Here is a 19,308-nt window from a genome sequence, read left to right as displayed (position 1 = left end):
CAATAGGCCGCTTCGGGAGGCGGTTGGAAATCACACGCGCTTGAAGAACCTTAGCGTTTTGTAAAGCGATGGCGCGTGACGAAACACCTGAGCTACGCAGGCGCAGGCGGATGGAAGCGCGGGTCAGAGCATGATATGACGGCGGCATGACCATCCGTACGCGATTTGCCCCCTCCCCAACGGGTCTGCTGCATGTCGGCAACGCCCGCGCCGCCCTGTTCAATTTCCTCTTTGCCCGTCATCATGGCGGCGAATTTCTCCTGAGGATCGAGGACACCGACAAGGAACGCTCCACTCAAAAAGCAGTGGACGTGATTTTTGACGGTCTGGCCTGGATGGGAATCGAGGCAGATGCGGAACCGGTTTTCCAGTCCGCCCGGCAGGACCGCCATACGGAAGTGGCGCTTGAGCTTCTGGAAAAGGGTCAGGCTTACAAGTGCTTTTGCACCCCCGAAGAGCTGACCGCCATGCGCGAGAAGGCCATGGCCGAGAAGCGCCCGCCCCGTTACGACGGCACATGGCGGGACCGGGATCCATCCGAAGCGCCTGCTGGTGCACCCTATGTCGTGCGTCTGAAGGCGCCGCGTGATGGCGAGACGGTCATCAAGGATCTGGTGCAGGGCGAAGTCCGGGTCGCAAACTCCGAAATGGACGACCTGATCCTGCTGCGTTCGGACGGCACGCCGACCTATCTGCACGCCGTGGTCGTGGACGATCACGATATGGACATCACCCATGTCATGCGCGGTGACGATCATCTGACGAACACGTTCCGTCAGGCCATGATCTATCGCGCCATGGGCTGGAACCTGCCGCATTTCGCGCATCTGCCGCTGATCCACGGCCCCGACGGCGCCAAGCTGTCCAAGCGCCATGGCGCACAGTCGGTCGTGGATTTCCGCGAGGAAGGCTATCTGCCGGAAGCCCTGTGCAACTACCTGCTGCGTCTGGGCTGGGGTCATGGCGATGCCGAAGTCCTGTCCCGCGAAGAACAGATCAAGCTGTTCGATCTGGATGGCGTGGGCCGCTCCCCGTCCCGCATGGATTACGTCAAGCTGGCGCATCTGAACGGGATCTGGATGCGTATCGCCGATGATGCGCGTCTGACAGATGACGTCATGCAGCGCCTTGCAGGTCGAGACGACGTTGTGACGGATGACAAGACCCGCGCACGCATCCTTGCAATGATGCCGGGTCTCAAGGAGCGCGCAAAAACGCTCGTGGAACTGGCGGACAATGCCGCTTTCGCAGGTTTCACCCTGCCCCTGACCTTCACACCCAAGGCCGAGAAGCTGCTGGGCGAGGACGGACGCACGGTTCTTGAAGGCGTCGGCAAGGATCTGGCCGCGCTTTCGGACTTCACGCCCGAAACAGTCGATGCGACGCTGCGCGCCTATGCTGAAAAACACGAGATCAAGCTCGGCTCCGTGGCCCAGCCGCTGCGCGCGGCCATGACCGGCTCCACGACGTCTCCGGGTATTGACCTGACACTCGCGGCTCTGGGACAGGACGAGGTTCTGGCCCGCATCGCAGCCGTTCTTGCTTCTGCATCCACCGATGGCTGAGCGGCCCTCCGTCCCCCGGCATCTCCTGGGAATCGAGGGGCTGTCGGCCGAACAGCTCGTGCCGTTCCTTGATCTGGCGGAGAGCTATGCGCTGCTGAGCCGTTCGCGCTCCGCGCCGCGCGATGCGCTGCGGGGGCGGACGGTCATCAACCTGTTCTACGAAGACAGCACCCGCACCCGCACGAGTTTCGAACTTGCGGGCAAGCGGCTTGGGGCGGACGTCATCAACATGTCCGTCGCCACAAGTTCGGTGAACAAGGGCGAGACGCTGCTGGATACGGCGGCAACGCTCAACGCCATGCGCTGTGACCTGCTGGTCATCCGCCACGCGCAGTCCGGCGCACCCGCCCTGCTGTCGCAGAAAGTCGAAGCCAGCGTTGTTAATGCGGGCGATGGCACGCATGAACACCCAACACAGGCGCTGCTGGATGCGCTGACCATCCGGCGACATTTCGGCCGCCTTGAGGGCCTCACGGTCGCGATCTGCGGAGATGTCGGGCACAGCCGTGTGGCGCGCTCCAACATTCATCTGCTGACAGCGTTCGGAAACCGGGTGCGGCTGGTCGGACCACCGACGCTGCTTCCGGGGGCCATGGCCAGCCTCGGCAATGTCGAGATGTATTCGGACATGGACAAGGCGCTGGATGGCGCGGACGTCGTCATGTCCCTGCGGCTTCAGAAGGAACGCATGGGCGCGGGTCTGGTGCCAAGTGCGCGGGAATATTTCCATTTTTTCGGACTGGACCGCCGCCGTCTGGCACTGGCCAAACCCGGCGCGCTCGTCATGCATCCGGGGCCAATGAACCGCGGGGTGGAAATTGCCTCAGACGTGGCAGATTCGGACCAGAGCGTGATTTCCGAACAGGTTGAAATGGGCGTGGCTGTGCGGATGGCGGTTCTAGACCGTCTGTCCCGGGCACGGATGCCAATATGACTGATATTGTTTTTGAAAATGTCCGCCTGATCGACCCTGCTTCCGGTCGGGACGAGACCGGACGGCTTGTCGTCCGTCAGGGTAAAATCGTCGCCTGCGAGGACGGATCGATTCCCGAAGGGGCGCGGGTCATTGACGGAGCGGGGGCCATTCTGTGTCCTGGTCTGGTGGACATGCGCGTGGCACTTGGCGAGCCAGGCTCGGAATATCGCGAGAGTGTCTCTTCTGGTGCGCGAGCGGCCGTGGCAGGCGGCATCACCACCATGGCGGTCCTACCCAACACCTCGCCCCCGATCGACAATCCGGCGCTGGTTCATCTCCTACGTGTCCGAGGCGAAGAGACAGGCATGGTCTCGATCCATCCCTATGGCGCGCTGACACGCGGCTGCGAGGGCGAGGAGATAGTCGAACTCGGCCTGCTCCAAAACGCCGGAGCTGTGGCATTTACGGACGGGACGCGGGCCATTTCGGACGCCAAGCAGATGCGCAATCTGCTGTCCTATTCGCGCTTCATCGACGCCATCGTGGTGCAGCATCCGGAAGAACCTTCTCTCGCCAAAGGCGCCTGCGCCACAGCCGGAGCGCGGGCTGTGCGGATGGGGTTGCCCTCGGCTCCGGCAGAAGCCGAGGGCATCATGATCGCGCGAGATCTGCGTCTGGCCGCCATGACAGGGGCGCGGTTGCATTTCGCACACGTCTCTACGGCAGAAGGGCTGGACCTGATCCGCGAGGCCAAAAGCCGCGGCATCCGGGTGACCTGCGATACGGCACCGCCCTATTTTGCCATGACCGAAGACGATATCGGCGATTTCCGCACCTATGCGAAACTGTCGCCTCCCCTGCGCAACGAAGCGGACAGCAAGGCCGTCTGTGCGGCGCTGGCGGATGGCACGATCGACGCCGTAGCGTCGGATCATGCCCCGGCGGATGCGGATGACAAACGGCTGCCATTTGCACAGGCACGGGCAGGCGGTACAGGACTAGTCACCCTTCTGGGCGTCACACTCGGGGCTGGACTACCGTTGATTGATGCCCTGCGCCTGGTGACATCGGCCCCTGCGGCACTGCTTGGCCTTCAAGCCGGAACGCTGGCGGTCGGAAGCGATGCCGATCTGTGCCTATTCGATCCGGAAGCCTCCTGGACCGTCGTGGCCGGAAGCCTTCCGGGCCGGGCGCAAAACACGCCATTCGATGGAAAAGACCTGAAGGGCCGCGTCCTTCGGACCTTCAAACGCGGTGTGGAAGTCTTTACCGCGGATAAGCTGTCTGATGATGAATGGGCGGGAGCCGCTTCATGAGCGGCTTTCAGGCACAGCTGATCCTGCTGTCTCTTGTATCCTATGCTATCGGGAGCATCCCTTTCGGCCTACTTTTGACGGCCATGGCCGGTGGCGGCGACATCCGCAAAATCGGCTCGGGCAATATCGGTGCGACTAACGTCCTGCGCACAGGCCGTCGGAGTCTCGCAGCCGCAACACTGCTTCTGGATGCCTTCAAAGGAGCTTTGGCAGTCCTGATCGCCCGGTTTTTCTTCCCTGGCGCCAGCGAAACTACCATGGCGGTGGCGGCCGTAGCGGTTGTCAGCGGACACTGTTTCCCGGTTTGGCTCGGTTTCCGGGGCGGGAAAGGCGTTGCAACGGGGCTCGGAACGATCTGGGTCCTGTGCTGGCCGGTGGGACTGGCCTGCTGCGTGGTCTGGCTGCTGGTCGCACGGCTAAGCCGGATTTCCTCGGCCGGGGCATTGGCGGCATTCCTGCTGGCACCAGGACTGATGGTGCTATTGTCCGGACGGACACTCCACACGCCGATCCCGGTGGCGACTCTTCTTATTTCGCTTCTGATTTGGGCCCGGCACTCCAGCAATATTGCCCGGCTTGTAACGGGACGCGAACCGCGCGTGAAGGTTGATCAGGCATCCCGGCGCTAGATTTTAAGTATCCGTTAAGAAATCTGTCTTAAGGAAAATATCCTATGACAGCTTCTCCGGACATGCGTCCCGTCCTGCCCGCAGCAGACCGAATCGACATACTGCGTCTGGCGCGGACAACGGGCGTCGGCCCGATCAACTTTGCGCGACTGATGACGCAGTATGGCAGTGCGGGCACTGCCCTTGCCGCCCTCCCCGACCGTATGCGCCAGGCGGGACGCCGGGAAGACCCTGTTATTCCGACCGTCTCGCGCATGTCGGATGAGCTGGAACGCCTTGAAAAGCTGGGTGGAAAAATGCTGGTGCGGGGTGATGCGGACTATCCGCTGCTCCTGTCCTGCATCCCGGATGCCCCGCCTGTCCTGTTCACACTTGGAGATATCCGCAAACTCTCGATGCGGTCCGTGGGAATTGTGGGCGCCCGCAATGCGTCTGCAGCCGGAATCCGGATGGCCGAGAGCCTTTCGGCCGAAATTGCCCATTCGGGACTTTGCGTGATTTCTGGGCTTGCACGGGGCATCGACTCGGCGTCTCATGCCGCGGCACTCCATACGGGACTGACGGTCGCAGCCATCGCGGGCGGACTGGATCATGTCTATCCACACGAAAATGCCTCCCTTCAGCAGCAGATCGCGGAAAGGGGCTGTCTGGTGACGGAAGCCCTGCTCGGCACAGCTCCGCAGGCCCGCCATTTCCCACGGCGCAATCGCCTGATCGCCGGAATTTCACTTGGATGCCTGATTATTGAAGCAACTATCGGGTCCGGCACTCTGATCACGGCCGATCTGGCACAGTCCTATAACCGCGAACTCCTCGTCGTGCCCGGCTCACCGCTCGATCCCCGGTCCCGGGGCGGAAACCAGTTACTGAAAACAGGCCAGGCTACTCTGACAGAAAATATCGTCGATATTCTTCAGGCCCTGCCCTCGGCGCTTCCACCACGCGAGGCGGCGCCTTGGCAGCGTTCATCCGCCCACAGCCCGCCTTTGACGGGCTTTTCCGAGCCCTCCATAGCTTGGGGCAACCCTGTCAGCGAGAACTGGGTTGAGCCGGATCTGGCCCAAAAGACAGTATGTTCCCTCCTGTCTGTAACACCGGTAGCAGTTGACGAGGTGGTGCGCCGCTGCCAGTTCTCCGTGTCGGTAGTGCTTGCGACGCTGGCCGAGCTGGAGCTCGGCGGGGTCGTGGAGTTTGTGCCCGGCGGACGCGTGGCGTTGCTGCCGAACTGAAGTGACGCGGAATACCGGAGTAGCGATGACGGACGTTGTGGTGGTCGAGAGCCCGGCAAAGGCCAAGACGATCAACAAGTATCTGGGAAGCGGATATACCGTACTCGCTTCGTTCGGGCATGTGCGAGATCTGCCACCCAAGGACGGCAGCGTGCGCCCGGACGAGAACTTTGCCATGAGCTGGCAGACGGACGAGCGCGGCGCCAAGCAGATTTCCGCCATCACCAAGGCGCTGAAAGGGGCGAAAAACCTTTACCTCGCCACTGACCCGGATCGCGAAGGTGAGGCGATCTCTTGGCATGTCCGCAGCGTTTTGGAAGAGAAAAATCTTCTGAAGAACGTGGACGTCCACCGCGTCACCTTCAACGAAATCACCAAATCGGCCGTTACGGCGGCAATGGCCGCTCCACGCGAGCTGGACCGCCCGCTGATTGACGCCTATCTGGCCCGCCGCGCGCTGGATTATCTGGTGGGCTTCACGCTGTCTCCCGTCCTGTGGCGCAAGCTGCCGGGCAGCCGGAGTGCGGGCCGTGTGCAGTCCGTTGCTCTGCGCCTGATCTGTGAGCGCGAAGCCGAAATCGAAGTTTTCCGCCCCAAGGAATACTGGACTGTCACCGGCGGCTTCACGACGCCCGGCAAGGCCGCGTTCCAGGCCCGTCTGACGCATCTGAAGGGCGAAAAGCTCGACCAGTTCGATCTGAGCAACGAGCAGCTGGCCTTCGGCGCACGCGATACGGTCCTCAGCGGACAGTTCACGGTACGCTCCGTCGAGCGCAAGCGTACCAAGCGCAACCCGCCGCCGCCATTCACGACTTCGACCCTGCAGCAGGAAGCGTCTCGCAAGCTCGGCATGAGCGCACAGACGACGATGCGTACGGCGCAGCAGCTTTATGAAGGCGTGGATTTGCGCGGCGAAACCACCGGCCTGATTACCTATATGCGAACCGATGGTGTGACGATGGCGAAAGAAGCCATCGGGTCCATCCGCGGGCATATCGGCAAGGCGTTCGGCGATGACTATGTGCCGGATTTCCCGCGCGCCTATTCCACCAAAGCCAAGAATGCGCAGGAGGCCCATGAGGCCATCCGCCCGACGGACGTCTTTCTGACGCCCCAGCAGCTCGGCCACGCGCTGACACCCGACCAGAAGAAGCTGTACGAGCTGATCTGGAAGCGCTCCGTCGCCTCGCAGATGCAATCGGCGGAACTGGATCAGGTGGCGGTAACGCTGGCGGATGCGAGTGGCCAGACGCTTCTGCGCGCCACGGGTTCGACCATCGCATTCGACGGCTTCCTCAAGCTCTATATCGAGGGCCATGACGATACGAAGGCTGAAGACGAAGACGGCAAGCTCCTGCCGCCGATGAAGGAAGGCGACCGCCTGACGACCGGCGCCGTGGACGCCGAGCAGCATTTCACCCAGCCGCCTCCGCGTTATTCGGAAGCCTCGCTCGTCAAGAAAATGGAAGAGATCGGCATTGGCCGTCCCTCGACCTACGCCTCCATTCTCGGCGTGCTGCGGGACCGTAATTACGTGCGGCTTGATGCACGGCGTTTCGTGCCCGAAGATCGCGGACGGCTGGTCACGGCATTCCTGACATCGTTCTTCGAGCGCTATGTGGATTCAGGTTTCACAGCCTCGCTTGAAGAACAGCTTGATGATATTTCAGGCGGCCGTGCGGACTGGCATGATGTCATGGCTGCGTTCTGGCATGATTTCTCGACTGCTGTAGCGCAGACCAAGGATCTGAAAATCTCGGACGTTATCGACGCTCTGGACGAGGACCTCGCGCCGCATTTCTTCCCGCCACGCCCTGATGGTGGTGATCCGCGCGTCTGTACCTCCTGCGGAACCGGACGGCTGGGCCTGCGGCTTGGCAAGTTCGGCGCCTTCATCGGCTGTTCAAACTATCCTACCTGCCAGTTCACACGCCGTCTGGTGGCCGAGGAAGGCGATACCGAAGGGCTGAATGACGGGCCGAAAATTCTGGGCCAGGACCCGGATACCGGGGAGGACATCTCGATCCGGCGCGGACCGTACGGGCTGTATATCCAGCGCGGCGAACCCAATCCCGAGGACAAGAAAGCCAAGCCCAAGCGGACGACCATTCCCAAGGGAATCGACGGCAATACCATAACCATGAAACAGGCGCTGGGACTGCTGTCCCTACCACGTCTGGTCGGACTTCACCCCGAAACGGGCGAAAAGATCGAGGCCGGCCTTGGACGCTTCGGGCCATATGTGAAGATGGGCGCCATCTATGGCACGCTCGACAAGGACGACGACGTCCTGACAGTCGGGCTGAACCGGGCCGTAGATTCGCTGGCAAAAAAGCTCGCCTCCATCCGCAATCTGGGACCACACCCCAAGGACGGCGAAGCGGTCATGATCCGTAAGGGACGGTTCGGCCCTTACGCCCAGCACGGTCAGCTGATCGCCAACCTGCCGAAGGGGCAGGACATGGAGGAGGTCACGCTCGATGAAGCGGTGGCGCTTCTGGCGGAAAAGGGCAAGCCACTGAAAGGTGGCACAAAAAAAACTTCTACGAAAAAAGCGGCTCCGAAAGCAGCAAAGACAAAAAAAACCGTTGCGGCTGCGGAAGGGGATGAAACGACCCCAAAGAAGGTAACAAAGCGTAGCCCGACCAAATCTGCCACAAAGACAAAAACCATAACGCCGCGGAAGCGTAAAACTGTTTCCGACACGTCGTCGGAAGACTGAAAACAGGATCGGGTCAACAGTGTTGCCTGACGGCACTGCCGACCCCACATTCGGTCTGGCAAGTCTTTACCGTGGATGAAGTTTGTGGCGTGGTCGCCTTACGGGGAGCAGCCTTCTTTGCCGTCCCGTCTCCAAGGACCCCGTCTTGCGTCATGCCGTCCGCCCTATGATCCATTTCATGCCGCGCAGCCACGAGACGTCATGTCGTCCGGCTCTCTGCCTGGCGTTCTGCATGTTCATCCTGATCGCCCCGACAGGACCAGCAAAGGCACAGACACCCGCGGATACAACCGGAACCACGGCGCAGGCGACCTCCGCCCTCTCCGCTGCTGCGCCCGTACCACAGCCGGCACTTTCAATTTCCCTGACACGCGAAGTGCTGATTGCAGCCCTTGGCTTTCTGGAACCCCGCACACTCGAGGCGCACTCCGCGCGGGATTTCTGCCTGTGGGGTCTGGACGGGCTGACGGCCATCGACCCCACCCTTTCCGTCACGGAAACGCGCCCTGAAGTGTCAGGACCCGTACCCTCGCCCACTGGGACAATGACAGCGACAAAGAATTCTGCCGATGCATCTGCGCAGGCACCCGCAATACTGAACGTTCTCCGGGGGCAGACGGTCGTGTTCAGCCGGATCATGCCGGGCGCAGACAGCAACGGGGCATGGGCCGATCTGGTCACGGCTGCTATGCAGGCCGCTTGGCAGCATTCCGCCACACTGCGGGAGGCCGGATCAGACGCACTTCTGCAGGGCTTTTTCGACGAACTTTTCAATCATCTTGACCCCTATTCCCGGTATCTCGGTCCCTCTCCCGCCATTTCGGACCGCACGCGGCGGACCGGAGATACGGGAACGGTGGGGCTGAGTCTGGGCCAGGGCGGCCGCATGATCGTGATTACGGCCGTCAACGCCAATGGCCCCGCCTGGGAGGCCGGCGTGGATACGGGCGAGCGCCTGGTCTCCGTCAACGGCCGTTCGACGCGTGGTCAGGATGTCACCACGGTCCAGGAGTGGCTGGAGGGCAACGAACATACTTCCGTCACGCTGGGGATTGCCGCAAAAGGCCATCGAACAACAATGCTGCAGCTGGAACGGACACAGGTCCCGCCCGAAACCGTATTTGCCTCGACAGACGGGCCATTCACTGTTCTGCGCGTCACCTCCTTTTCGACCCAGACAGCAGAAGAGATCAGCCAGTATCTTGATCAGGTCGTAGATGAGCCGACACCAGATACCTCTGCTCCCTCTACCAACAAAAACAAGACCGCGGGGATCATTCTCGACCTGCGCGGTGATCGCGGCGGCGTCCTTCAGCAGGCCGTCACCACGGCGGCCCTGCTGCTGGATCATGGCGTGGCCGTGACCACGTATGGCCGGAATCCTCTGGCTAACCATATCTGGGCCGTTCAGGGTGGTGACATGACCAATGGCACACCGGTGGTGATTCTCGTAGACGGACGGACGGCTAGCGCGGCTGAAATCCTGGCTTCCGCACTGGCCGATCACCGACGCGCGGTCGTGATCGGAAGCGAGACGCTCGGCAAGGGACTCGTGCAGGTGATCGGGCAGATGCCGAACGGAGGTGAACTGTTCGTGACGTGGAGTCGCAATCAGGCCCCGCTCGGCTGGCCCATCCAGGGTTTGGGAGTCATGCCGCAGGTCTGCACATCGCTCGGTGCCGAGTCCCTTCAGGCCCAGCTCTCTGCCCTGAAGCAGGGCAACACCCTGCAGGGCGAGGCCGTGCAGATGGCACGCGCGGCCCGCTACCCGGTTCCGGTGACGAAAATTCTCGATATCCGGAAACATTGCCCGGCCGCCATCGGCTCGGATGCCGACATGGACGCCGCCAAGGTGTTGATGTCTTCCCCTGCCGCCTACAAGGCGGCGCTGGAGTCTGTTCCTGACGAGAACAGCGCGCCCATCCACTAACTTTGCAAGACGAACGGAAACAGTCATGGGCGCACGATTGAAAACGGGACTCTGGGTACGGGCTGTCCTTCGCCGTATTTCCTCGGACGGAACCTCAGCCATGGTTCTGAAGAAAGGCGACGAAGACGCCGGCGCGGTCCTGATCGTCCTGACTGATCGCTCAGGTGGAACAGGCGTCCTACGCGAAGACGGGAACGGATGGTCCCGTGTAGATGCTACCAATCCGGCAGACGTGAACGCCTATCTGGAGCGACAGAAAAAATATGATCCTGACCTGTGGATCATCGAGCTGGAGATGCGGGACGTGTCCCAGCCCATAGAGCGCACCCTCGGCTCGCGAAGGCTCGATCTGGACGAAGAGGCGTAAACTGTGGGAGTGAAGACACAGCACATGGTGAACCTGCCATAAAGAAAACCGCATGATGCGGCATTGTGTCGTGTGATGCGTTGCCATCGTCCGAGCTTTCGGCAAAAACACACGCAGATAAGGTTGGCAGATTTGTCTGGTTGGAGAGAAATGACATGACGCAACGATCCGTTGTCAGGACCTGGCTTACCCGCGCCGGGTTCACTGCAGGCGTTTCGATGCTCGTCATGGGTGCCGCAACCGCGCAGCCCGTCAAAGGCCTGTATATTGCAGGTGAAGGCGGTGCGAGCTTCAATCAGGACCAGACCGCACGCCTGTCCCCGGTCTTTCCAAGCGGACGTGACCATTATCAGGCCGGTGTGACCGGTATTGGCAGCTTGGGCTACGGACTCGGAAACGGATTCCGCGTCGAGGTCGAAGGCAATTACCGAAACAACCGGCTGCAGCAGTTCCGCTCCAGCACCTTCCCGTCTTCCGTCGGCGGCCGTCAGCAGGGCTATGGCGTCATGGCTAATGCCCTGTTCGACATGGATATCGGCAAGTCTTGGGTCTTTCCGTATTTTGGCGCTGGTATCGGCTATGGCTGGCAGGCCATGAACACCTATGTTCGTGCCCCGAACGGCGCCTTTGACCAGCATGTAGGCGGCACGGCCGGAAACTTCGCCTATCAGGGCATCTTCGGCCTGTCGTTCCCTGTTCCCTGGGTTGTGGGTCTATCCGCTACCGCCGAGTACCGCTTTTACACGCTGATGGGCCCGAACGGCCACCATGCCACGGCAACCGGAATCTATGGCGGCTGGGACAAGACCAAGGAATTCGGGGTGTCCAGCGGTAACCGCGATACCCGCACGGACTTCAATCATTCACTGATGCTGGGATTGCGCTACGAGTTCAATCCTGCGCCCCCGCCGCCGAAGCCGGTTGCGGCTCCCATGCCGATCCCGGGTCCGGCCCCCACCCGCACCTATCTGGTGTTCTTCGACTGGGATTCAGCTGAGCTGAGCACGCGCGCGAAAGCCGTTGTTGCCGCCGCAGCACGCAACTCGACCTCCGTGCAGGTCACGCATATCGAGGTCAGTGGCTATACCGATACCTCCGCCGCCCATCCGGGACATCGTGGCGAGGCCTACAACATGGCGCTCTCACAGCGTCGCGCAAACACAGTCAAGGAAGAGCTGGTTCGTGATGGCGTGGCTGCCGGACTAATCACGACGCAAGGCTTCGGCGAGAGCCACCCGCTGGTGGTCACCGCCGCCAATACCCGCGAGCCCCAGAACCGCCGCGTGGAAATCGATTTCAAATAAGGCCTACGAATAGACCCGGATCCCGGTCAACCGGCGGCTTCTCATGAGGTCGCCGGTTTTTTTGCACCTGTTATACGCTCTGCCGACACAAAAAAGGGCGGAGAGAAATCTCACCGCCCTTTCAGACCCATCGACGTGATGGAAAAGACTTACTTCTTGCGGCGCACCGTATGACGGACGGTGGCTTTCTTAGCAGTCGTCTTCGCATGCGTCGGAGCGACGACTGCTGGCGGCTTGGCGACAACGACGCCTGTTGCATCCACCGTGGCGTGAATCGTCAGATGCTCGCGCTTCTGGCCACCACCGGGGATCAGCTCGGCCGTGAACGAATCCGTTCCGGCATAAGCCGTGGCCGGCGTGTAATCCACATAGGTCTTGCCATCATAATTGTAGAGGAAAGCCTTGCCGTGAGCCGGCGGCGGATTAACGCCGAAGGACGCATAGTTGCCACCCATCGGCTTCTGGATAGCGATGGAGCACAGCCCATCATCGCTGCGGACCGTCATGTCGACACTCATTGTCCCGTCAACAGCCTTCTTGACGGCGGAAACGTGACAGACAGCGGAGGTCCGCTGATAACCGAAGGGATTCGGAGCCACGGAACGCTGGACGATCGGCTGCTGGGCACAACCGGAGAGAAGCAGGGATACGGCAAGTGCCGAACCCAGGGTAATGGCAGAACCTCGCAGACGCACGGTCAACTCCAACGCATCGTGACTGGACATGCCGCATTTTCACGGCGGACAGACGTTCGGATGTAGAACAGGACAGCACGGGGCGAAAGACTGCGTGAAGGGACAGCGGCCATTTTGACGGTATTTTATGCCTGATGGCGGATAAATTGCTGTTGAGACGGCGTGCGCCCATTTTCTGCCACGAAATCATGTTTCGGATTAAGGGCTTGCCGCACGTTCCTCAGACGCAGATTCAGCTTTCACGGGGGGTCGACCGCGGGTAGTCTGTTCCAGTGGTTGTGGCCGGTCGATCCGGCCTTGTGGAGTCTGTCAATGCCGTCGATCTTCCGTCGTTCCTTCAAGAGCCTGCTTGCTGTTGGGCTTTCCTGCGCTACGCTTGCTGCCGCTCATCCCCTGTCCGCCCGCGCTGCGGACTGCGGCAACTCGCCCGCTCACGAAGCCTTCGATGTGGCTGGCCTGAAATCCGAGCTGATGGTGACGGCACTGTCGTGCAAGGCGCAGGACCGTTACAACGCTTTCGTCAGCAAGTTTCGCCCGGCACTACTGAATGCGGACGAACGTCTGAACAGCTATTTCCGCACGACCTATGGCCGTCGCGCGCAGGTCGAACATGACGACTACATCACGCAGCTTGCCGACATCCAGTCACTCGGTGGACTGAAATCCGGCACAGTGTTCTGCCAGCAACGCGAGGCGATGTTCGACGAGATCAACGCCCTCGAAAGCTCGGCCGACCTCGCCCATTACGCCGAAGCCAAGGACGTGGCCCAGCCAGCCTCCTATGAGAGCTGCGAAGCTCCGGCGACCATTGACCGCCACTCCCGCAAAGGCGTGACGAAGCGGGCAGCCACCCGCCACACAAACCGCGCCTGAGCCAATCTCTGATCCTGTCGCGAAGCGTGCGCTTGACGTTCCGTGACGGGACAGCGACAACGCAGACATGAGCGATCTGTTCGAGTCAGGAAAGACAGGCAAAACCCGGACCGGCGGCGCCCGCAAGGGCACGGTCGACACGGAATATGGCGCCCACGACATTGAGGTGCTGGAAGGGCTGGAGCCCGTCCGGCGCCGTCCGGGTATGTATATCGGCGGCACGGATGATACCGCATATCATCACCTGGCTTCCGAAATCCTCGATAACGCGATGGATGAAGCAGTGGCCGGGCACGCCACGACCATCGATGTACGGCTGGAAGGCCCGCGTACGCTGATGGTGCGCGACAATGGCCGTGGCATCCCGACCGATCCCCATCCGAAATTTCCCGAGAAATCCGCGCTTGAGGTGATTTTCACCACACTGCACGCAGGCGGAAAGTTCTCCGGCAAAGCCTATGACACCTCCGGCGGCCTGCATGGCGTTGGCAGTTCGGTCGTCAATGCGCTGTCCGAGAAGCTGGAAGTCGAGGTCGCGCGGGACAGGACGCTGTACCGGCAGGATTTCGTGCGCGGTGTCTCGTTGGCACCGTTGGCGGAAGTCGGCAATGCGCCCAACCGTCGTGGCACGACGGTGCGTTTTACGCCCGACCCGGAAATCTTCGGCAATCATCACTTCTCTCCTGCCCGGCTCTATCGGATGTGCTGCTCCAAGGCGGCACTCTTCCGAGGTGTGACGATTCAGTGGAAATGCGAAGCATCCCTCATCAAAGCGGACGACGAGACGCCGGTTGAAGCCACCATTCAGTTCCCCAACGGTCTGGAAGACGCCCTTTCGGCAGAGCTCGGGCCGGATCCGGATCTACTGACGCCGATCTGGGCCGGCGACGTCGAGCTGCCGATTGCGGCAGACGGCCGCACGGGCGGCCGCGTGGAATGGGCGGTAGCTTTCCTTGAAAGCGGTACGGCCTCACTGTCCTCGTTCTGCAACACAATTCCCACGCCGCAGGGTGGCACGCATGAAGCTGGCTTCCGGGCAGCTTTGGTCAAGGGGCTTCGCGCCTGGGGCGATCAGCGCAAGGTCAAGCGGGCTGCAGCGATCTCTGCCGAGGACGTACTCGGCTCCGTGGCCGCCAAGCTCTCGGTCTTCATTCGCGATCCGCAGTTTCAGGGCCAGACCAAGGACAAGCTGACTTCTCAGGAGGCATCGCGACTGGTCGAGGGTGCGCTGCGCGACCGCGTGGATCACTGGCTGGGCGGTAATCCGCAACAGGCGGACAGTCTTCTGGCCTTCATGGTGGAACGTGCGGAAGAGCGTTTGCGCCGCCGCGAAGTCAAGGACACGGCCCGCAAGAGCGCCACGCGCAAGCTGCGCCTTCCGGGCAAGCTGACGGATTGCACACGCGAAAATGCCGCCGAGACGGAACTGTTCCTCGTGGAGGGCGAATCGGCTGGCGGCTCCGCCCGTCAGGCGCGCGACCGCGAGACACAGGCCGTGCTGCCGCTGCGGGGCAAGATCCTCAACGTGGCCTCCGCCACGACCGACAAGCTGCGGGCCAATCAGGAACTTCGGGATCTGACCGAGGCACTGGGCTGCGGCATCGGGGCATCGTTCGATATCAGCCGTCTGCGCTATGGGCGCGTCATCATCATGACGGATGCCGACGTGGACGGAGCGCATATCGCCTCGCTTCTGATGACGTTCTTCTATCGCGAGATGCCCGAACTGATCCGGCAGGGGCATCTGCATCTGGCCCAGCCTCCGCTCTATCGCATCACGCATGGACCAAAGACGGTCTATGCCATGAACGATCAGGACCGGCTGCGGCGGATCAAGACAGATTTCAAGGCCAATGCAAAGGTCGAAGTCTCGCGGTTCAAGGGTCTGGGCGAGATGCCAGTGAAAGATCTCAAAGAAACAACCATGGACCCGGCCCGGCGGACGCTTCTGCGCGTCATCACGCCGCCCGAGGACCGTTTGGCGACCAGCGAACGTGTAGAAAGCCTGATGGGCCGCAAGCCGGAACTGCGGTTCCGCTTTATTCAGGAACACGCCCGCTCCGTTGACGATCTCGACGTCTGAGCGTGTCATTACCGGCCAGTTCCACGGAATCGAATAGCCAGCTCAAGGCCGTCGGATGTCTGATCGGAGGGATTTCCTCCTTTCAGATCGGCGCCACACTGGCAAAGGGGCTGTTTCCCCTGTTCGGACCGACCGGCATGGTCGGGCTACGCGTGTGTCTGGCGGCAGTGATCCTACTATGCATCTGGCGACCGACGCGCGGTTCGCTAACCGTCGAACGGCTGAAACTGCTGCTGCCCTATGGCGCCGCTGTCGCGGTCATGAACTTCTGCTTCTATGTGGCGCTGGTCAGGCTGCCACTGGGCGTCGTAGTAGCCCTTGAGTTCACTGGCCCTCTGACGCTGGCACTGGTCGGATCCCGCCGATGGCTTGACCTGTGCTGGGCGGGACTTGTGGTGCTAGGGCTCGTCCTGCTGCTGCGGCCCGAGGGAGCGACGACTGACCTGTCATCACTCAATCTGTTTGGCGTGGCCGCAGCCCTACTGAGCGGGTGTGGGTGGGTGGTCTATATCCTGACCGGCACACGCATGGGCAAGATGTTCCCCGCCCCCGTCGCCACCACTCTGGGCATGAGCACCGCGGGTATCCTGCTGCTACCCTGCCTGATCCCGACGATTCCGACGGTGCTGAGTCATCCCTGGCAGGGGGGAGCCGCACTAAGCGTCGCGGTCCTGTCCTCGGCCGTACCCTATATTCTGGACATGATGGCGATGCGCACCCTGAACCCGCGCGAGCTGGGAATCCTGCTGAGCATGGAGCCCATGCTGGGTGCGCTTTCAGGATTTATTTTCCTACATGAGGCGCTGTCCATCATGCGCTGGATGGGCGTTCTGTGCATCGCGGCGGCATCGGCCGGGAATGTCCTGACAGGGCGGCAGAAGCCGCTCCACTGAGCCCGCCTGAGCAATAATCGGCTGAAAACTGACAGAAATATAGGGATGGGCCGTATTTCGCGCCCTTGACCGGCCTGCGACACACGCGCCAGATGCAGACGTCATGTCCCGCCTCTTTCCCTCCTCGAACCAACGGTCCGATCTGTCTGCCCTTGCAGTCATCGCCTTGGTTCTTCTGGGATTTCTAGGGCAGTTGGTCCTTCAAGGATGCGCCTACCCCGAAGAAAGTCCACGGGCGACGATTGAGCGCCTGACGGGGATTGATGTCGCGCCGTCACCCATGGTGATGGCCGGGCCCATGCCCGGAATGACGACCGGGCAGCATCACGACCACCATTCCCATGACGGCACCTGCCCGCTCTGCCCGCTGTTGCAGCTGCTGGCAGTCATCCTCGCCAGCCTGCCTACCGTACCGGCACGTGGGGCCACAGGACGTCAAATCCGGCAACACCCGGGCACACCACGCGCACCGCCAGCGATCTGGCGTCTGCTCCCACCGTCCCGAGGACCACCTCGCCTCGTCTGACCCCCATCGTGCTCATGGCGGAGGAAGGAACTTCCTGTGGTCTGCCCGTTTCGGGAGCCCTTCAGGACGTGATCCGCCGTGACTGGATTTCAGATCAGTCGAGGATGCAGATCATGCTCCCCTTTGTCAGTACCCGCGCAGGCGGTGCACCTCACGTGCGCCCGTACCTGACGACCATCATTATGACCCTGAGCGCCTTTTCAGGGGCCTATGCTCAGGAAACCCTGCCCCAGCCAAATTCCATCGAATCCGGCAAAGCCGAACATCTGACCGTCAACGGTCTGCGCCAGCCCCGGACGAGCAACGCGGACACGGCGCATCTTCTGGACCATGCACTCGGGTACAGCACCTATTCTGCAGGTGGTGTCTCCGCCCTGCCTGTCCTGAACGGCATGGCCGACGACCGGGTGGCGACGCTCGTGGACGGGATGCGGATTGATGCCGCCTGTCCGAACCATATGAATCCCGCCATGTCTTACGTCGATCCGGACAGCGTCTCGCGTGCCGTAGCGATTGCGGGGATCACGCCCGTGAGTCTGGGCGGAGACAGTATCGGCGGGACCGTCGAGATCGAGCGCAAAGACCCGCTGTTTGCCAAAACGGGCAATATCCTCGTAACCGGGCATGTTCGCGGCGATTATCGCAGCAATGGCGGGGGCTCGGGGGCTTCGGGATCCCTGACGCTCGCCAATGACATGTTCAGCCTGCGCTATACAGCATCCTATTCACATGCCAGCGACTATCAGGCAGGCGGGAGCGGGCAGCGCGTGCGGTCCACCGAGTATCTGAGCTTCAATCATGCCGTGACGCTGGGCGTGAAGAAGGCCAACCATCTTCTGGCCCTGACCTTCGGTCAACAGGACATCCCCTATGAGGGGTTTCCCAACCAGTACATGGACATGACCAACAACCGTTCGACATTCGTGAACGGCAAGTACAAGGGCAATTTCAACTGGGGTACGCTGGATGTGCGCGGCTCCTGGCAACGGGTAACGCATGTCATGAACATGCTTTCGGACAAGGGCGGCCACAGCGCGACCACGGGCATGCCAATGAACACGGATGCACGGACGGCGACCTATGCAATCAAGGCGACTATTCCGCTCGGGCTGAAGCACACGCTCAAACTGGGCAGCTCCTTCGACCATAACGGGCTGAACGACTGGTGGCCGCCGCTTCAGGGCAGCATGATGATGGGGCCAGGCACCTATCACAACATCAATAACGGCCATCGGGACCGGCTGGGTCATTTCGCGGAATGGGACGCGCAGTGGCTGCCCCGCTTTTCCACACAGCTCGGATTCCGCAACGATCTGGTGATGATGAATACGGGCAAGGTCGCGCCCTATTCCTGGACCGGGATGATGGCCATGGCCGATGCGATGGCGGCGGAGCGGTTCAACCAGGCGTCACGCGGGCGCACGGACGTCAATTTCGACGTGACCGCAACGGGCCGCTGGAAGCCGATGGACAGCCTGTCCATCGAAGGGGGCTATGCCCGCAAGACGCGCTCGCCAAACCTGTATGAGCGTTATGCCTGGGGCGTGGGCAGCATGGCGACGCGCATGATCGGCTGGTTTGGCGATGGCAACGGCTATGTGGGGAACCTGAACCTGTCGCCCGAAGTCGCCAATACGGCCAGTGTCACGGTGGACTGGCATGATCCGAACCCGACGCAGCGCTGGGACCTGAAGATCCAGCCATTTTATACCTACACGCACAACTACATTAACGTCCGGCGGTTGAGCAGCTTCTCGAACGGCCTGTCGATGCTGGGTTTCGTCAATCACAACGCCCAGAGCTATGGCATCAACGCCTCAGGCTCAGTGCGTCTGTGGGACAGGACGGCTTATGGACGGGGCGAGCTGGTCGGGAACATCAACTGGGTGCGCGGTGTGGATCTGGTGACGCATTCGGGCCTGTATCACCAGATGCCTGCGAATGGCCTGATCGGGCTGCACGAGACCTATGAGAACTGGACAGGTCGCGTCGAGGTGACGCTCGTGAAATCCAAGGACACCGTGGACTGGCTGCGCAACGAGCCCCGCACGCCCGGCTATGCTCTGCTGGGGCTTGGGGGGAGCTATCGCTGGCGGTATTTCACGCTCAATGCCGAACTCGCGAACGTGCTGAACCAGCGGTATTATCTGCCGCTGGGCGGACTCTCGCTGGGGGATTACGACGCTACGGGTGTTCTGGGGCCGTTGCCGGGAATGGGGCGGTCTTTCAACATGAACCTGACCGCCGCATTCTAAGGAGA

At 61.5% G+C, this 19,308-nt stretch carries 15 protein-coding genes; 14 read left to right on the top strand and 1 reads right to left on the bottom strand.

Features of this window, described 5'->3' with window-relative positions; translation table 11 throughout:
• The first annotated feature begins 146 nt into the window (after positions 1–146).
• From gltX to IGS75_RS06915, 9 genes are all read left to right on the top strand, one after another.
• Complete coding sequence (gene gltX / locus IGS75_RS06955; RefSeq protein ID WP_202256428.1) at positions 147–1,565, top strand: glutamate--tRNA ligase; 1,419 nt, start codon at positions 147–149, stop codon at positions 1,563–1,565.
• Positions 1,558–2,499, top strand: coding sequence for an aspartate carbamoyltransferase catalytic subunit (locus IGS75_RS06950; RefSeq protein ID WP_141352109.1), 942 nt, complete (start codon positions 1,558–1,560; stop codon positions 2,497–2,499). The genes gltX and IGS75_RS06950 overlap by 8 nt, the downstream gene beginning before the upstream one ends.
• Positions 2,496–3,797: a dihydroorotase gene (locus IGS75_RS06945; RefSeq protein WP_202256427.1), complete on the top strand. Its 1,302-nt coding sequence runs from the start codon at positions 2,496–2,498 to the stop codon at positions 3,795–3,797. The genes IGS75_RS06950 and IGS75_RS06945 overlap by 4 nt, the downstream gene beginning before the upstream one ends.
• On the top strand, positions 3,794–4,426 hold the full coding sequence (gene plsY, locus IGS75_RS06940) for a glycerol-3-phosphate 1-O-acyltransferase PlsY (protein ID WP_141352105.1): 633 nt from the start codon (positions 3,794–3,796) through the stop codon (positions 4,424–4,426). The genes IGS75_RS06945 and plsY overlap by 4 nt, the downstream gene beginning before the upstream one ends.
• Positions 4,427–4,470: 44 nt before the next feature.
• A complete protein-coding gene (gene dprA, locus IGS75_RS06935; RefSeq protein WP_141352103.1) occupies positions 4,471–5,655 on the top strand; it encodes a DNA-processing protein DprA in 1,185 nt (394 codons plus the stop codon).
• Between the two features lie 25 nt (positions 5,656–5,680).
• The gene (gene topA, locus IGS75_RS06930; RefSeq protein ID WP_202256426.1) at positions 5,681–8,377 is read left to right on the top strand and encodes a type I DNA topoisomerase; all 2,697 of its coding nucleotides are present in this window, start codon (positions 5,681–5,683) and stop codon (positions 8,375–8,377) included.
• Between the two features lie 145 nt (positions 8,378–8,522).
• Complete coding sequence (locus tag IGS75_RS06925) at positions 8,523–10,307, top strand: S41 family peptidase (RefSeq protein ID WP_202256425.1); 1,785 nt, start codon at positions 8,523–8,525, stop codon at positions 10,305–10,307.
• A 25-nt stretch (positions 10,308–10,332) separates the two neighbouring features.
• Complete coding sequence (locus tag IGS75_RS06920; RefSeq protein ID WP_141352097.1) at positions 10,333–10,674, top strand: DUF1491 family protein; 342 nt, start codon at positions 10,333–10,335, stop codon at positions 10,672–10,674.
• A 155-nt stretch (positions 10,675–10,829) separates the two neighbouring features.
• Positions 10,830–11,978 carry an OmpA family protein gene (locus tag IGS75_RS06915; protein WP_141352095.1) on the top strand — a complete coding sequence of 383 codons (1,149 nt, stop codon included), beginning with the start codon at positions 10,830–10,832 and terminating at the stop codon, positions 11,976–11,978.
• Between the two features lie 149 nt (positions 11,979–12,127).
• Here IGS75_RS06915 and IGS75_RS06910 read toward each other — a convergent pair whose 3' ends face one another.
• Positions 12,128–12,673, bottom strand: a complete 546-nt coding sequence (locus IGS75_RS06910; RefSeq protein ID WP_373320010.1) for a hypothetical protein — start codon at positions 12,671–12,673, stop codon at positions 12,128–12,130.
• Between the two features lie 312 nt (positions 12,674–12,985).
• Here IGS75_RS06910 and IGS75_RS06905 point away from each other — a divergent pair, with 312 nt between their 5' ends.
• The 5 genes from IGS75_RS06905 to IGS75_RS06885 all read left to right on the top strand — a co-directional run bounded on the left by IGS75_RS06905 (position 12,986) and on the right by IGS75_RS06885 (position 19,303).
• Positions 12,986–13,546: a hypothetical protein gene (locus IGS75_RS06905; RefSeq protein WP_141352093.1), complete on the top strand. Its 561-nt coding sequence runs from the start codon at positions 12,986–12,988 to the stop codon at positions 13,544–13,546.
• Positions 13,547–13,613: 67 nt separating this feature from the next.
• A complete protein-coding gene (parE, locus tag IGS75_RS06900) occupies positions 13,614–15,629 on the top strand; it encodes a DNA topoisomerase IV subunit B (protein ID WP_202256424.1) in 2,016 nt (671 codons plus the stop codon).
• 2 nt (positions 15,630–15,631) lie between these two features.
• Positions 15,632–16,522 carry an EamA family transporter gene (locus IGS75_RS06895; RefSeq protein WP_202256423.1) on the top strand — a complete coding sequence of 297 codons (891 nt, stop codon included), beginning with the start codon at positions 15,632–15,634 and terminating at the stop codon, positions 16,520–16,522.
• A 103-nt stretch (positions 16,523–16,625) separates the two neighbouring features.
• The gene (locus tag IGS75_RS06890; RefSeq protein WP_202256422.1) at positions 16,626–17,048 is read left to right on the top strand and encodes a DUF2946 family protein; all 423 of its coding nucleotides are present in this window, start codon (positions 16,626–16,628) and stop codon (positions 17,046–17,048) included.
• 113 nt (positions 17,049–17,161) lie between these two features.
• Positions 17,162–19,303: a TonB-dependent receptor gene (locus tag IGS75_RS06885; RefSeq protein ID WP_202256421.1), complete on the top strand. Its 2,142-nt coding sequence runs from the start codon at positions 17,162–17,164 to the stop codon at positions 19,301–19,303.
• The last annotated feature ends 5 nt before the right edge of the window (positions 19,304–19,308 follow it).

Origin of the sequence: Gluconobacter sphaericus (assembly GCF_016757795.1) — a bacterium.
GTDB classification, from domain to species: Bacteria; Pseudomonadota; Alphaproteobacteria; order Acetobacterales; family Acetobacteraceae; genus Gluconobacter; species Gluconobacter sphaericus.
Note: the sequence above shows the minus strand (reverse complement) of the source record. Positions and strands in the feature narration are given on the sequence as shown.